At 71.0% G+C, this 15,762-nt stretch carries 12 protein-coding genes; 3 read left to right on the top strand and 9 right to left on the bottom strand.

The features are described from left to right. Positions 1–46: 46 nt before the first annotated feature. From HNR23_RS02035 to HNR23_RS02015, 5 genes are all read right to left on the bottom strand, one after another. Positions 47–1,444 carry a malic enzyme-like NAD(P)-binding protein gene (locus HNR23_RS02035; RefSeq protein WP_184072930.1) on the bottom strand — a complete coding sequence of 466 codons (1,398 nt, stop codon included), beginning with the start codon at positions 1,442–1,444 and terminating at the stop codon, positions 47–49. A gap of 227 nt (positions 1,445–1,671) precedes the next feature. After that, positions 1,672–2,424, bottom strand: a complete 753-nt coding sequence (locus HNR23_RS02030) for a cytidylate kinase-like family protein (RefSeq protein WP_184072928.1) — start codon at positions 2,422–2,424, stop codon at positions 1,672–1,674. 228 nt (positions 2,425–2,652) lie between these two features. Then, the gene (locus HNR23_RS02025) at positions 2,653–3,603 is read right to left on the bottom strand and encodes a tetratricopeptide repeat protein (protein ID WP_184072926.1); all 951 of its coding nucleotides are present in this window, start codon (positions 3,601–3,603) and stop codon (positions 2,653–2,655) included. Positions 3,604–3,762: 159 nt separating this feature from the next. Continuing rightward, the gene (locus tag HNR23_RS02020) at positions 3,763–5,460 is read right to left on the bottom strand and encodes an acyl-CoA mutase large subunit family protein (protein ID WP_184072924.1); all 1,698 of its coding nucleotides are present in this window, start codon (positions 5,458–5,460) and stop codon (positions 3,763–3,765) included. An 86-nt stretch (positions 5,461–5,546) separates the two neighbouring features. Continuing rightward, complete coding sequence (locus HNR23_RS02015; RefSeq protein ID WP_184072922.1) at positions 5,547–6,098, bottom strand: MarR family transcriptional regulator; 552 nt, start codon at positions 6,096–6,098, stop codon at positions 5,547–5,549. A gap of 316 nt (positions 6,099–6,414) precedes the next feature. On the opposite strand from HNR23_RS02015, the gene HNR23_RS02010 reads away from it, so the two are divergent. Continuing rightward, entirely contained in the window at positions 6,415–8,388 is a 1,974-nt protein-coding gene (locus HNR23_RS02010) for a glycosyl hydrolase family 18 protein (RefSeq protein WP_184072920.1), read from the top strand. Positions 8,389–8,604: 216 nt separating this feature from the next. On the opposite strand, the gene meaB is transcribed toward HNR23_RS02010, so the two are convergent. From meaB to HNR23_RS01995, 3 genes are all read right to left on the bottom strand, one after another. Beyond that, a complete protein-coding gene (gene meaB, locus HNR23_RS02005) occupies positions 8,605–9,552 on the bottom strand; it encodes a methylmalonyl Co-A mutase-associated GTPase MeaB (RefSeq protein WP_184072918.1) in 948 nt (315 codons plus the stop codon). Positions 9,553–9,678: 126 nt separating this feature from the next. Then, positions 9,679–10,233, bottom strand: a complete 555-nt coding sequence (locus HNR23_RS02000) for a DinB family protein (protein ID WP_184072916.1) — start codon at positions 10,231–10,233, stop codon at positions 9,679–9,681. Positions 10,234–10,348: 115 nt separating this feature from the next. Next, entirely contained in the window at positions 10,349–11,536 is a 1,188-nt protein-coding gene (locus HNR23_RS01995; RefSeq protein ID WP_184072914.1) for an acetyl-CoA C-acetyltransferase, read from the bottom strand. Positions 11,537–11,680: 144 nt separating this feature from the next. Here HNR23_RS01995 and mce point away from each other — a divergent pair, with 144 nt between their 5' ends. Together mce and HNR23_RS01985 are read left to right on the top strand one after the other, a co-directional pair. After that, a complete protein-coding gene (gene mce, locus HNR23_RS01990; protein WP_184079735.1) occupies positions 11,681–12,127 on the top strand; it encodes a methylmalonyl-CoA epimerase in 447 nt (148 codons plus the stop codon). Positions 12,128–12,558: 431 nt separating this feature from the next. Next, the gene (locus HNR23_RS01985; RefSeq protein WP_184072912.1) at positions 12,559–13,860 is read left to right on the top strand and encodes a DivIVA domain-containing protein; all 1,302 of its coding nucleotides are present in this window, start codon (positions 12,559–12,561) and stop codon (positions 13,858–13,860) included. 204 nt (positions 13,861–14,064) lie between these two features. On the opposite strand, the gene HNR23_RS01980 is transcribed toward HNR23_RS01985, so the two are convergent. Then, the gene (locus HNR23_RS01980) at positions 14,065–15,762 is read right to left on the bottom strand and encodes a solute symporter family protein (RefSeq protein WP_221308329.1); all 1,698 of its coding nucleotides are present in this window, start codon (positions 15,760–15,762) and stop codon (positions 14,065–14,067) included.

Below are 15,762 nucleotides of genomic sequence, written 5' to 3'. Positions count from 1 at the left end.
GGCACCCCCGCCCGGCGCCGCTCCGCAGTGCCCGCCCAGGCCTGCCTCAGGCGTCGCGGCCGCGGGTGGCGACCTCTCGAACCGCGCTGGCGACGTGCTGCGACAGGTCGGTGTGGAAGACGCTCGGGATGATGTAGTGCGGGCCCAGTTCGTCGTCGGTGACGACGTCGGCGATGGCGTTGGCGGCGGCGACCATCATGTCGGAGTCGACGTGGTGGCTCTGCGCGTCGAGCAGGCCTCGGAAGAAGCCGGGGAAGACCAGGACGTTGTTGATCTGGTTGGGGTAGTCGCTACGGCCGGTGGCGACGACGCCGGCGTGCAGGTGGGCGACCTCCGGATCGACCTCGGGGTCGGGGTTGGCCAGGGCGAAGATGATCGAGTCCTCGTTCATCTCGGCGATGTCGGCGCCGGTGAGGATGTTGGGTGCGGAGACGCCGATGAACACGTCGGCGCCCTTGACCGCGCCCTTGAGGTCGCCGGAGTAGCCCTCGGGGTTGGTGTGCTCGGCGATCCAGGAAAGGTTGGGGTCGAGGTGGTCGCGGCCCTTGTGCACGGCGCCGTGGACGTCGCAGACGATGACGTCTCTGGCCCCGGCGTGCATGAGCAGCTTGAGGATGGCGGTGCCGGCGGCGCCGGCGCCCGACATGGCGATGCGGACCTCGCCCAGGTTCTTGTCGACCACCCGCAGGGCGTTGCGCAGGGCGGCGAGCACGACGATGGCGGTGCCGTGCTGGTCGTCGTGGAAGACGGGGATGTCCAGGAGTTCGCGCAGCCGGGCCTCGACCTCGAAGCAGCGCGGCGCGGAGATGTCCTCCAGGTTGATGCCGCCGAAGCCGGGGGCGAGGACCTGCACGGTGCGGACGATCTCGTCGACGTCCTGGGTGTCCAGGGCGATGGGCCAGGCGTCGATGTCGGCGAAGCGTTTGAAGAGGGCGGCCTTGCCCTCCATGACGGGCATGGAGGCCTCGGGGCCGATGTTGCCCAGCCCCAGCACGGCCGAGCCGTCGGTGACCACGGCGACGCTGTTGCGCTTGATCGTCAGGCGGCGGGCGTCGTCCTTGTTGGCCGCGATCGCCTGGGAGACGCGGGCGACACCCGGGGTGTAGGCCATGGAGAGCTCGTCGCGGTTGCGCAGCGGCACCTTGGACTTCATCTCGATCTTGCCGCCCAGGTGCATGAGGAAGGTGCGGTCGCTGACCTTGTGCACGACGACGCCGTCCAGCGCGCCCAGGGCGTCGACGATGGCCTGGGCGTGGTCGGTGTCGCGGGCGGCGCAGGTGACGTCGATGCGGATCCGCTCGTGGCCGGCCGACGCGACGTCGAGAGCGGTGATCATGCCGCCGACGTGCTCGACGGCGTTGGTCAGGCTGCCTACCGCGCTGCCACCCCCGTCGAGTTCGAGACGAACCGTTATGGAGTAGGAAACGCTGGGAAGGGTGGCCACGTAAAGCTCCTCAAGTTCACGGATCTGCCGCGCTCGCCTGCACACTCGCGGTGCTCCGGCGCATCTTTCATGGTGCCATCACCTCTGATCACCGCGCGCTTGAGAGACCGCGAAACCGGACATTACCGACGAGTAGGTGTCGCCTCTCACGTTGTGGTCGGACCACTGGGCGGCTGCATCGCCGAAGCGGGCCGCAGCACGAGTGAAAACCGTCACATTGGCGCGTATCACGGCGTTTCGGGGGCCGTTCCGGTCGCCGACCCGGTGGTGCCCCCGGACTCTCCGGCGCGGTCGCGTGCCAGCCGCTCGATGACGTCGACGCACGCCGAACCGCCGATCGCGGTCGAGTCGACGACCAGATGGTAGAGGGAGGGGGAGGAGGGGTCGACCCGGTAGAAGCGGCGGACGTAGGCGGTGCGGGCGCGGTCGTTGTCCTCCAGGTCGCGCATGGTCGGCGGCTGCCAGGCCGCCTCGGCCGCCTCCCGGTCGGCGCCCAGCAGCAGCGCTTCGGCCTGCGACGCCTCCCGCATCCTGGCGGCCTGGGCGAGCCGCCGCCGCTTGGCGGCGTCCAGGCGGACGTGCAGGGCCGTCGTGTGCCCGGCGAGCACCACCGCGGCGGCGCGGCCGAGGATGACCGCGCCGGTCGCGGCGACCTCGCAGATGACCTTCTCGGTCTGGTCGACGAACTCCTGGTCGTAGAGGAGTCGGCCCTGGGCGTCGGTGGCGCCGATGAAGGTGGTGTCGACGCTGCCGAGGGTCACGGTCGGCAGCCGGGCGGCGCTGGCGATGAGCCGTTCGAAGCCGGTCGCGGCACGGTCGTCGTGTTCCAGCGCGTCTTCGAGCGTGCAGCCGATCTGCCGGGCCACCGCGCCGGGGATGGCGCGGTCCAGGAAAGGGACGCCGAGCCGCTCTGCGACGGCGGGTCCGATCACGCTGCCCCCGGACCCGAAGGTCGCGGAGATCGTCACCACAAAGCTCATCGGGCACCACCCGGCAGCAGGAACCGTCCTCGTGTGCCCCGGGTCCTACCCCTTTCACCTGCGAATCAACGGGCCGCGCGACAGCGGGTGGCGCGACAGCGGGTGGCGCGACACGGCCGACCCGCCCGCGGACGCCGGGTCCGGGGCGGGTCGGTCCTCGCAGCGATCGGTGGCGCCGGGGCCGCCGCAGGGGCGGCCGGGCCGGCCGACGGGTCCGCGGGCGGCGGCTCAGAAGAGCGCGGCGGTGAGGTCGCGGCGGGCCTTGGCGACGCGGGGATCGCCGCCCGGCAGCACCTCGAACAGGGTCAGCAGGTGCTTGCGCGCGCGGTCGCGGTCGTCGCCGGAGGTGCGCCGGACCGTGCCGATCAGCCGGTCGAAGGCGTCCTCGAACTTGCCGCCGTACATGTCGATGTCGGCGACGTCGATCTGCGCCGCGACGTCGTCGGGGGCGTCGGCCGCCGCCTTGCGCGCCGCGTTGGCCTCCAGCGCGTGCACCCGCCCCACCAGGCGGACCTGGGCCAGCTTGAGCTTGGCCTGCTCGTCGGAGGGGTCGGCTTCCAGCGCCTTGGTGTAGACGGCCTCGGCCGCGGCGAAGTCGCCGCGCTGCATCGCCTCCTGCGCCTCGACGTCGGCGGGGTCCTGGGCGGCCTGCTGACCGGCCTCGGCCCCCTGGGCCTCGCCCGCCCCGGGCTCGCCGAGCCCGGTGAACTCGGCCGGCAGCACGCCCTGCTGCTTGAGGCCCTCGAAGATCTGGGAGAGCCACTCGCGCAGCTGGTCCTCGGTGGCGGGGCCGGCCGGGCCGGGGACGACCTGGCCGCCGATGACCATGGCGACCATCGGCACGCCCGGGACGCGCAGCGCCTGGGCGAGCTGCGGGCTGGCCTGGACGTCGACCTTGGCGACCGCCCACTGCCCGCCGGCGCCGATGGCCAACCGGTCAAGGGCCGCTTCGACCTGGGCCGACTGCTCGGAACTCGCCTGCAGGATGGCGAGCACGACGGGGGCGCTGAGCGAGCGCTCCAGGACCTCGTTCTGGAAGTTCTCCTCGTTGACGTCGATGGCGTACGGGTTGGCGGTGCCCGACGACTCCTGGGCCTGCCGCTTGGCCTCGCGTTCCAAGGCCGCCTTGCGAGCTCCGAGGTCGACCGCGCTGTGCATGGAGTAGTCCGAAGGCTGCATGGTTCCATCCTGCCGTATCCGCACCGGGAACCGGTCACCCTCCGCACCGACGCCGCGGGACGGCGGGGTCGGCCCGGCCGGCCCGTTGGGCGTCCGCCCTGGGCACGGCGGCGGGGCGGGAAAGGCCCCGCCCCGCGACCGCCGGTTCCGCCTGCCCCGCTAGAACCGCGGGTCCTCGGTATAGGTGCCGAACTCCTCGCCCATGGTGCGGCAGATCTCGCCCAGGGTGGCCTCGGCGCGGGCGGCGTCCAGGATCACCGGGATGAGGTTGCCGCTGTCCGGGTCCTTGACGGACGCCAGCAGGCGGGCCAGGGCGGCGTCGACGGCGGCCTGGTCGCGCTCGGCGCGGCGCTCGGCGAGGACGCGCTTCTGCTCGCGCTCGATCTCGTGGCTGATACGCAGGATCTCCAGCTCGCCGGAGACGGTGGAGGTGTGGCAGTTGACGCCGACGATGCGCTTCTCGTTCTTCTCCAGGGCCTGCTGGTACTGGAAGGCCGACTCGGCGATCTCGGAGCTGAACCAGCCGTTCTCGATCCCGGTGAGGATGCCCGAGGTCATCGGGCCGATGGCATGCTCGGCGTCCTCGCCGCCGCCCATGTGCAGGATGCGCTCGAAGATGCGCTCGGCCTCGGCCTCGATCCGGTCGGTGAGCGCCTCGACGTACCAGGAGCCGCCGAGCGGGTCGGCGACGTTGACCACGCCGGTCTCCTCCATGATCACCTGCTGGGTGCGCAGCGCGATCTCGGCGGACTGCTCGGTGGGCAGCGCCAGGGTCTCGTCCAGGGCGTTGGTGTGCAGCGAGTTGGTGCCGCCGAGGACGGCCGACAGCGCCTCCAGGGCGGTGCGCACGACGTTGTTGTAGGGCTGCTGGGCCGTCAGCGAGACGCCGGCGGTCTGGGTGTGGAAGCGCAGCCACTGGGCCTTCTCGCCGGTGGCGCCGTAGCGGTCGCGCATCCAGCGCGCCCAGATCCGGCGGGCGGCGCGGAACTTGGCGATCTCCTCGAAGAAGTCGATGTGCGCGTCGAAGAAGAACGACAGGCCGGGCGCGAACGTGTCGATGTCCAGCCCGCGCGACAGGCCGAGTTCGACGTAGCCGAACCCGTCGGCCAGGGTGAAGGCGAGCTCCTGGGCGGCCGTGGCCCCGGCCTCGCGGATGTGGTAGCCCGACACCGACAGCGGCTTGAACGCCGGGATCTCGGCCGCGCAGTACTCCATGAGGTCGCCGATGAGGCGCAGGTGCGGCTCGGGAGGGTACAGCCACTCCTTCTGGGCGATGTACTCCTTGAAGATGTCGGTCTGCAGCGTGCCGTTGAGGGTGCGGGTGTCCACGCCCTGGCGCTCGGCCGCGGCGAGGTACATGCAGAACGCGGGGATGGCCGGCCCGCTGATCGTCATCGAGGTGGTGACGTCGCCGAGGGGGATTCCGTCGAACAGGATGTCCATGTCGGCGACGGAGTCGATGGCCACGCCGCAGTGGCCGACCTCGCCGAGCGCCTGCGGGTCGTCGGAGTCGTGGCCCATGAGGGTGGGCATGTCGAAGGCGACGGAGAGGCCGCCGCCGCCCGACGCCAGGATCATCTTGTAGCGCTCGTTGGTCTGCGTGGCGTTGCCGAACCCGGCGAACTGCCGGATGGTCCACGTACGGCCGCGGTACCCGGTGGGGTACAGCCCGCGGGTGTAGGGGAACTCCCCGGGCCAGCCGATGCGCTCGAAGCCGGGCACCTGCGCGCCGTCGGGCGGCCCGTAGACGGGGTCGACCTCCTGGCCGGAGAGCGTGGTGAAGTCGGCGTCCCGGACGCGGGAGGCGTCATACCGTGCCTGCCAGCGGGCACGCCCGTCGTCTGTGTGCTGAGCCATACTCCGATAGTAGGACTTCCAACTAAATTTCGATAGGGGTGGCGGACGCGTACCGCTCTCCCCCGATCCCCCGGTCGGACCGCGCGTCAGCGTTCGCCCGAGGGGCGCCCGGGGGCGCCGGCGCCGTCGACGTCATCGGGAAAGTCGCCGTAGTCGACGCGCAGGCGGCGCAGGACGGTGTGGATGTCCCACAGCTCGCCGTCGTCGTAGCAGTCCATCCCGAAGCCCATCGCCAACAGGTCGCGGGTGGCGTCCTCGACGACCTCGCGGCCGGAGCCGGTGATCTCGGCGAGCGTGCCGCGGCCGTCGCTCGGATTGGGCTTGCGCCGCACCAGGCCCTGGCGCTCCAGCCGGTCGATGGTGTTGGTGACGCTGGTGGGGTGCACCATGAGCCGCTCGCCGATCTTGCCCAGCGGCAGCGCGCCGGTGGAGCTGAACGTCAGCAGCACCAGGGCCTCGTAGCGGGCGAAGGTCAGGCCGTAGGGCTTGAGCGCACCGTCGAGCTGGCCGATGAGGATCTGCTGCACCCGCATGATCGAGGTGACCGCGACCATCGCAGGGGAAGCGCCCCAGTGGCGGCTCCAGTTGTCATGGGCGCGTTCGATCGGGTCGAACCGGAGATTCAGCGGGTTTCCCACGCTGCCACTGTAGCGAGCCGCGAACGGTTAACACTCAACTCACCCCTGGTCAACGGGGGCTCGCTGGCCGACATCGGCCACCGGGCCGCGGCGGGGCGGTGCGGTGCCGCGCATTGCGCCTGCCACCTGGTTTTCTCCACCGCCCCGGGACCTTTCCCGCCGTCCCCCCTGGCCAGCGACGGCGGGAAAAGGTGCGATCACGTCGTTGACCCTTCACCGAACTAATAGTTAAGTTTCCTAAAAATTGGTGGCCGAAGCAGGACATCTCCCGAACCACATCCCCCTGAAGCTCCTACTTCACAGGAGATGCAGCAACGTGAGTATCCCCCGCAAACGAGGCTGGCTCGCCGCGTCGATCGCGGCGCTCCTCGTCGCCCCGCTCGCACTCATCGCGGCCCCCGCGTCCGCCGCTCCCACCGCCCCCTCCGGTGTCACCGTCGTCTACACCGAAGGGGCGAAGTGGGACACCGGCTACAGCGGCCAGCTCACCATCGACAACCAGTCCTCGACCACGCTGGACGACTGGACGATCCGGTTCAGTCTTCCCGCCGGCGCCGGCATCACCAGCCTGTGGAACGCCACGATGGAGCGCTCCGGCTCCGACTACACGCTCACCCCGCCCGGATGGGGCGCATCCGTCCCCGCCGGGGGCACCTACCAGATCGGCTTCAACGGCTCCTTCTCCGGTGGCGACACCGCCCCGGTGAACTGCACGCTCAACAACGCGCCGTGCGCCGGAGGCCCGGGCGAGGACGACACCGAGCCGCCCACCGTCCCCGGTGACGTGAGCGTCCTCGGCACCACCGCCACCAGCATCACCCTCCAGTGGACCGCCTCCACCGACAACGTGGGCGTGGCCGGATACGAGATCCTCGGCGCCGACGGCGAGGTCGTGCGCACCGTCATCGGCGACACCACCAGTGGCACCGTCGGCGGCCTGACCCCCGACACCGAGTACACCTTCGGCGTCCGCGCCTTCGACGCCGCCGGCAACCGGTCCGACGCGAGCCCGCCCGTCACCGCCCGCACCGCCGAACGCAACGGCGGGCAGCCCTCCGACGACGAGCGCCGGGTCGGCTACTTCACCCAGTGGGGCATCTACGACCGCGGCTACCTGGTGAAGAACATCGACACCAGTGACACCGCCGCCAAGCTCACCCACATCAACTACGCCTTCGCCAACATCAACCGCAACGGACAGTGCTTCCAGGTCAACCAGGCCGGACAGGGCGACGCGTGGGCCGACTACGGGCGTTCCTTCCGCGCCGACGAGAGCGTCGACGGCGTCGCCGACCGCTGGGACCAGGACCTGCGCGGGAACTTCAACCAGCTGCTCAAGCTCAAGGAGAAGCACCCGCACCTGAAGGTCAACCTCTCCATCGGCGGGTGGACCTGGTCGAAGTACATCTCCGACGCCGCCCTGACGCCCGAGTCCCGCCAGCGCATGGCGTCCTCGTGCATCGACATGTTCCTGCGCGGCAACCTCCCGCCCTTCGACGGCGCGGGCGGCCCCGGCGCCGCCTACGGCGTGTTCGACGGCATCGACCTGGACTGGGAGTGGCCGGGCTCCGAGGGGCACGAGGACAACATCGTCCGCCCGGAGGACAAGGAGAACTTCACCGCCCTGGTGCGTGAGTTCCGCACCCAGCTGGACGCCCTCGAACAGGAGACCGGGCGCTACTACGAGCTGACGTCGTTCATGCCGGCCGACCCGGAGAAGGTCGAGGCGGGGTTCGAGGTCGAGAAGATCATGCCCGACTTCGACTTCGTGACCGTTCAGGGCTACGACTACCACGGCGCCTGGGAGGACTACACCAACCACCAGTCCAACCTGGTCCTGGTCGAAGGCGACCCCGGTCCGCGGTTCTTCAGTAGCGAGATCGCCATCGACGCGTGGGTCGACCGCGGTGCCGACCCCGCCGACCTGGTCCTCGGCGTCCCCTTCTACAGCCGCGGCTGGACGGGCGTCCAGCCCGGTCCCAACGGCGACGGTCTCTTCCAGCAGGCCACCGGTCCCGCCCGCGGCACCTACGAGGACGGGTACGAGGACTGGAAGCGGATCAGGGAACTCCCGAACCGGGGGTACACGCTCCACCGCGACGACGAGGCCGGAACCGCCTGGCTGTACAACGGAAGCACGTGGTGGACCTACGACGACGAGATCTCGATGAAGCAGAAGGTCGAATGGGCCAAGGGGCGCGACCTCAACGGCGTCATGATCTGGTCGCTGGACGGTGACGACGCCCAAGGCTCTCTGATGTCGGCCCTCGACGAGGCGCTCGACTCCTGACCCACCCCCGAAAGAGGACCCGGGGCCCATCCCCTCCCGGCCCTGGTCCTCACCCGGTGGCGGCCCGGTGCGGCGGGCCGCCACCCGACGCCGTCCCGCCCGGAGTGCACCCGGGCGGGACGGCCTTCGCCGCGGTCGGTCTCGGGCGGGCGGTTCGAACTCCCGGCGGGAGTTCGAACCGCCCGCCCGAGACCGACGGAGGTGTGGTGCAGGGCTTCAGGTGTCGAGGGCGGCCAGGAGGGTGTCGGCGGCGCTGTAGGGGTCGCCGTGGCCGGTCGCGACCGCGTCGGCGAGCTTGTCCAGGGCGGCGTGGCCGTGGACGTCGCCGAGCCGCGCCCGCAGGGTGCTCATCACGATCGCCTCGATCTCCTCGCGCGCGCGGGCGAACCTGCGGCGGTCCGCCTCCCCGGTGGCCGTCAGGTGGGCATGGTGCTCGTCGAGTCGCCCCAGCAGCTCGTCGATGCCCTCGCCCTTGGCGGCCACGGTGCTGACGATCGGCGGCTTCCACTCCCCGGGGCCGTGCTCCACCTGGCCGACCATCTGGCGCAGCTCACGCGCGGTCACCCGCGCCCCCTCGCGGTCGGCCTTGTTCACCACGAAGATGTCGGCGATCTCCAGCACCCCGGCCTTGGCCGCCTGCACGCTGTCACCCATTCCGGGCGCGCAGAGCACCACCGTGGTGTCGGCGTGCCGCGCGATGTCCACCTCGGCCTGGCCCACGCCCACCGTCTCCACCAGGATCACGCCGAAGCCGGCCGCGTCCAGGACGCGCAGGGCGTGCGGGGTGGCCCAGGAGAGGCCGCCGAGGTGCCCGCGGCTGGCCATGGAGCGGATGAAGACGCCGCCGTCGGTGGCGTGCTCCTGCATGCGGACACGGTCGCCGAGCAGGGCGCCGCCGGAGAACGGCGAGGACGGGTCGACGGCGAGTACCGCGACACTCTCGTCACGCGCCCGCAGCGCCTTCACCAGCGCGTTGGTGGAGGTCGACTTACCCACGCCCGGCGAGCCGGTGAGCCCCACGATGCGCGCCCGCCCGGTGTGCGGCGCGAGCCCCGCCATGATCTCCCGCAGCTGCGGGGCGGCGTTCTCCACCAGGGAGATCGTCCGCGCGACAGCGCGGCGGTCTCCCCGGAGCATGCGTTCGACGAGTTCGGGGGCCTGCATGCGACTCCTCGGCGTTGAGTGTGTCCGTGTCGGAAAGATCCGATGACGCCGAGTATCGCAAGGGTGAGGAGAGCCGTGTCACAGCAGGCCCCCGGCCGCGCGTTGCCCGGAGTGCCGGGCACCGGGTCAGAAGCCGGCGGTTCCGTCGGTCTGCTCGCGCAGGATGTCGGCGTGCCCGGCGTGGCGGGCGGTCTCCTCGACCATGTGGACCAGGAGCCAGCGCAGCGAGAGCTCGCCGACCTGCGGGTGGACGAAGGTCCGCTCCAGGGGCAGGCCGGCGGCCGCGGCGCGGGACTCCGCGCACGCGCGCTCGTAGTCGGCGATCAGCTCGGGCAGCGTGTCGCCGTCGGCCAGGTCCCAGGTCGGGTCGTCGGCGAGGTCGTCGGCGGGGAGTCCGAGCTCGGCGCGGTCGCGGCCGAGCAGGCGGTGCTGGAACCAGTTGCGCTCGACGATCGCCAGGTGCCTGAGCATTCCGGCGAGGGTCGTCTTGGAGGGGACGAGGCGCCGGCGCGCGTCGTCCTCGCTCAGCCCGCTCGCCCGCCGCACCACGGCGGCACGCTGGTCGTCGAGGAACGCTTCCAGGGTTTCGCGCTCGCCCGCGGCGGCCGCGGCGAGGACGCGCTTCTCGGTGCCGGTGAGGGGCCGGGGAAAGGGGGACTCGGGACGCTCGGTATCGCTCATGGGGGCACCCTACGCACCCGGTACGACAGCGGAGTAGCGGTTTTCCGACGCGGGTCGATCGGGGCTTCTCCGAATGCCGTACCGGGCGTCGCCGGTCATGGCGGAAGGGCGCGGGTCAGGCCCCGGGGACCTGGAAGAGCAGGGCGTCGCCCTGTCCGCCGCCACCGCACAGGGCGGCCGCGCCCAGTCCGCCGCCGCGGCGGCGCAGCTCGTGGATGAGCGTGACCGCGATGCGGGCGCCGGAGGCGCCGATCGGGTGGCCCAGCGCGATGGCGCCGCCGTTGACGTTCACGATGTCCTCGGACACGCCCAGGTCGCGCGTGGACTGCAGGGCGACGCTGGCGAAGGCCTCATTGATCTCGATCAGGTCGAGGTCGCCCACCTGCTTGCCCGCCTTGGCCAGCGCGTGCTCGATGGCGTTGGACGGCTGGGAGTGCAGGGAGTTGTCCGGGCCGGCGACGTTGCCGTGCGCGCCGATCTCGGCGAGGACCGCGCAGCCCAGCTCCTCGGCCTTGGCCCTGCTCATCACGACGACGGCGGAGGCACCGTCGGAGATCTGCGAGGAGGACCCGGCGGTGATGGTGCCGTCGGCGTCGAAGGCGGGGCGCAGCCGCCCCAGGCTCTCGGCGGTGGTCTCCGGGCGCACCCCCTCGTCCTCGCCGAAGACGCGCGGCTCGCCCCTTCGCTGCGGGATGCTCACCGGCACGATCTCATCGGCGAACCGGCCGTCCTTGATGGCGGCGGCGGCCAGCCGGTGGGAGCGCGCGGCGAAGGCGTCCTGCTCGGCGCGGCCGATGCCGAGGCGCGCGTTGTGCCGCTCGGTGGAGGCACCCATGGACTCGTTGTCGAAGGCGTCGGTGAGGCCGTCGTGGGCGGTCGCGTCGAGCATCTCGACCGAACCGTACTTGTACCCCTGGCGCGACTTGGGCAGCAGGTGCGGGGCGTTGGTCATCGACTCCATGCCCCCGGCCACGACGACGTCGAACTCGCCCGCGGCGATGAGCTGGTCGGCGAGCGCGATCGCGTCGAGGCCCGACAGGCACACCTTGTTGATGGTCAGGGAGGGCACGTTCATCGGAATGCCGGCCTTCACCGCGGCCTGGCGCGACGGGATCTGCCCCGCGCCGGCCTGCAGGACCTGGCCCATGACCACGTAGCCCACCTGGTCGCCGCGGATCCGGGCCCGCTGCAGCGCCGCCTCGATGGCGACGGCGCCCAGGTCGACGGCCTGGAAACCGGTGAGCGACCCGAGCAGGCGCCCGGTGGGCGTCCGGGCTCCACTGACGATGACGGATCCGGGCATTGGGTGTGCCTCCATGTGTACTCGTGTGTGTTTTCGTGGCTGGTGGCCAGTCCGCTCACGACACCTGGTCTGTCACGATACATATACGCCCTTGACCCACTTTCCGGGAGGTCCGCGACCGTGTCCGCCGCTGCGTCCGAATCCGTGTCTCCGTTCACCCGCATCGACCACATCGGCATCGCCTGCCGCGATCTGGACGCCGCCGTACGGTTCTATCGGGACACCTACGGCTTCGAGGTCGCCCACGAGGAGGTCAACGAGGAGCAGGGCGTCCGCGAGGCGATGCTGCGGATCAACGGCACCGACGACGGCGGGGCCAGCTACCTGCAGCTTCTGGAGCCCGTCCGCGAAGACTCGCCGGTGGCGAAGTTCCTGGCCAAGAACGGGGAGGGGGTGCACCACATCGCGTTCGGCACCGCCGATGTGGCTGGCGAGGCCGCCGCCGTGGGCGAGCGCGGGGTCCGCGTGCTGGGCGAGCCGCGCACCGGCTCGATGGGGTCGCTGATCACGTTCCTGCACCCGAAGGACTGCGGAGGGGTGCTGACCGAACTGGTCCAGTCGGCCGGCGCACCCGGTGGACACGCCCGGTAGCCGACAAGGCATGGCCCACAGGCGATATCGCGGTAGCGTGATGTAACCGTCACTTCACGTGTCGTCGCATGTCCCGGTCGCACCACGACCGAGGACCTGGGCAGGAACCTACCGAAAGGCCCTTCCGAAAAGGCCTGAGCTTGATAAAGTCTGCTAGTCGCCAGACTCGGATCGTCTGCGGCATCCGTCCCCCCGTACGTATGCAGACTCGTCGAGGCGGGTCGACAACGCACGGCATGCGCCTCCGTTGGGCACACCGCATCAATGGAGCGAACATCCCAACGCGGAAGGACCTCGCGGAGTACCCTTCCCGGGAAAGTGCTACCGCCGATCCGAGGTGCGAGGAGCCGTCCTCCACGTCACCTCGTGGCTCTCCACACGACAATCTCCGCATACGTAGCCGACTCGTCACCCGTTCAGGATTCCGCCACATGTCGTCGCCAGATATTGAAGCCCAGCTCAGCAATTTCTTCGAGGAAGGCAATCAAGCCACCGAGTTCGACGTGGTGCTGCGTGGTTACGACCGGCACCAGGTCATGGAGTTCATCGGCCAGAAGCAGAACGAGCTGGCCCAGGCCCGCGAAGAGGCCGAGCGCACGCGCAAGGAGCTCACCGAGGCCAAGCGCCAGATCCAGGAGCAGGAGCGTCCCACCTACTCCGGTCTGGGCGCCCGCATCGAGCAGCTGCTCCGGCTCGCCGAGGAGCAGGCCACCGAACTCGTCCAGGGCGCCCGCGCCGAGTCCAACGACATCAAGTCCGCGGCCAAGATCGAGGCCGCCGAGATGCGCGCCGCCGCCGAGAACGAGGCGACCGAACTGCGCACGACCGCCCAGCGCGAGGCGGACGAGATGCGCACGGGCGCCGAGAACGAGGCGGAGGAGATCCGCACCACCGCCCGCCGCGAAGCCGACGAACTGACCTCGACCACCGAGCGCGAGGTGCAGAAGAAGCGCTCCGCGGTCGACCACGAGATCGCCGAGAAGCGCGCGACGTTCGAGGGTGAGATCGCCAAGCTGCGGACCACCACCGAGCGCGAGTGCGCCACGGCCCGCGCGTCCGCCAAGCGCGAGCGCGACGAGACCCTGCAGACAGCCAAGCGCCAAGCCGACGAGATGCGCGCGCAGGCGCAGCGCGCCGTCGAGGAGAGCGAGGCCAAGCGGGCGCAGGAGGAGGCCGAGTTCGAGATCCAGCTGGCCGGCCGCCGCGAGGAGGCCGAGCGGCAGGACGCCGAGCGCTTGGCGGCCGCCCAGGCCGCCACGCAGAAGCTCGTCTCGGAGGCCGAGGAGCGCGCCGCCAGCGCCGAGCAGCGTGCGACCAAGGCCAGCGCACAGGCGGAGCAGACCCGCCGCGACGCCGAGCAGCACGCCAAGCAGGTCGTCGCCAACGCCAAGAAGAACTCCGAGCAGATCACGGCCGAGGCCAAGTCCAAGGCCGAGCACCTGGTCGGCGATGCCAAGGCCGAGGCCGACCGCATCATGACCGCCGCTCAGCAGCAGGTCGACGAGCTCAGCCGCCAGCGTGACGGCATCCAGTCCCACATGGACCAGCTGCGTCAGCTGCTCGGTGGCGGGGGAGCACCGATCCCGGCGCCCCCGGCGCAGGCCGCGGTCGCCGCCCCGCCGGCCCAGGAGCCCCCGGCCATCGAGGGCGGTAACAGCAAGCAGCAGTCCCCGCCCGCCGTCCCCGCCAAGTCCGGCAAGGGCGGCGACGACGAGGACTGGTGGCAGGAGTAGCGGCCACCACGGACGTCCCGTGTTCCCCCTCCCCGCGCACCCGGGTGTGCCGGAGAGGGGGAGCGGACACGAGCGCAGCCGTCTCCGGAACCACCGGACGGCGCCGGAGGCCCGGCCCCATGCGTGGGGCCGGGCCTCCGGTCATACGGCACGTTCATCCGGCGGCGCCGCACCCGCCGCGGCGGGGTCCGACACCGGTCGGCGTCAGTGCGCGCCGGCCCCGGTGACGGCGCGGACCTCCATCTCGGTGAACCTGTCGTCGTCGCGCTCTTTGGACAGCAGCGTGCCGACGACGGCGCAGAGCAGCCCGAGCGGGATGGAGACCAGGCCGGGGTTCTCCAGCGGGAACCAGGCGAAGTCGACCCCGGCGGGGAGCAGGGACAGGCTCTCCCCCGTCTCCGGGTGGACCTTGCCGGAGACCACCGGGGAGAAGAAGACCAGCCCGACGGCCGAGATCAGCCCTCCGTAGATGCCGGCGACGGCCCCGGCCGTGTTGAACCGCTTCCAGAAGAGGTTGAGCAGCAGCGACGGCAGGTTGGCCGAGGCGGCGATCGCGAACGCCAGTGCCACCAGGAACGCGACGTTGAGCCCCTGGGCGAAGATCGCCAGGACGATCGCGACCACGCCGATGCCCAGCGCGGCGATCCGGGCGACGCGGACCTCCTCCTGCTCCGAGGAGCGCCCTTTGCGCAGCACGCTCGCGTAGAAGTCGTGCGCGAGTGACGAGGAGGAGGCCAGGGTCAGGCCCGCGACCGTGGACAGGATGGCGGCGAACGCGGCCGCGGCGATGAACGCCAGCAGCAGCGCGCCGACCGCTCCCCCGCCGAGCAGCACCCCCAGTTGCTGGGCGAGCTGCGGAGCGGCGGTGTTCCCGGCCGCGTCCTGCGCGGTGATGGCGTCCCGCCCGACGATGGCGGCCGCACCGAAACCCAGCACCAGCGTCATCAGGTAGAAAGCGCCGATCAGCACGATCGCCCAGTTGACCGAGGTGCGGGCGGCCTTGGAATCGGGCACGGTGTAGAAGCGGATGAGGATGTGCGGGAGTCCGGCCGTGCCCAGGACCAGGGCGATGCCGAGGCTGATGAGATCGAGCTTGTTCCACAGGGTCGCCCACGCGTCGCCGTCCACCTCGACGCCGTAGCGCAGGCCGGGTTCGAGGAACGCCTGCCCCTGACCGCTGGCACGGGCCGCGTCACCCATCAGCGCGCCGAAGTCGAACGCGTAGGAGGCCAGGACCAGCACCGTCAGCAGTGCGGCGCCGCCCATGAGCACGCCGGCCTTGATGATCTGCACCCAGGTGGTGCCTTTCATACCGCCGAGGGTCACGTACACCGTCATCAGCAGGCCGACGACGACGATGCCGGCGACCTTGGCGGCATCGGCGTCCAGGCCGAGGAAGGTCTCCCCCTCCTGGATTCCGAGGAGCAGTGCGATCAGCGCGCCCGCGCCCACCATCTGGGCGAGCAGATAGAAGATGGACACGGTGACGGTGGAGACGGCCGCGGCGGTGCGCACGGGGCGCTGCCGCATCCGGTAGGACATCGCGTCGGCGACGGTGAAGCGCCCGGAGTTGCGCAGGAGCTCGGCGACGAGCAGGAGGGCGACCAGCCACGCCACCAGGAATCCGATGGAGTAGAGGAAACCGTCGTAGCCGAACAGCGCGATCATCCCGGCGATGCCGAGGAACGACGCGGCGGACATGTAGTCGCTGCCGATGGCCATGCCGTTCTGCAACCCGGAGAAGCCGCGGCCGCCGGCGTAGAAGTCGGTGGCCGACCGGGTGCGCCGGTTGGCCCACAGGGTGATGCCCAGGGTGGCCCCGACGAGAAGGACGAAGAGGGCCATCGTGGCCAGGCGTTCGCTGCCGCTCCCGATGGCCCCGGTCGTGGCCGCCGCGCTCAT

Source organism: Nocardiopsis mwathae (assembly GCF_014201195.1).
Taxonomy (GTDB): domain Bacteria; phylum Actinomycetota; class Actinomycetes; order Streptosporangiales; family Streptosporangiaceae; genus Nocardiopsis_C; species Nocardiopsis_C mwathae.
The sequence above is the reverse complement of the archived record's forward strand: the minus strand, read 5'-3'. Positions and strand labels throughout refer to the sequence as shown.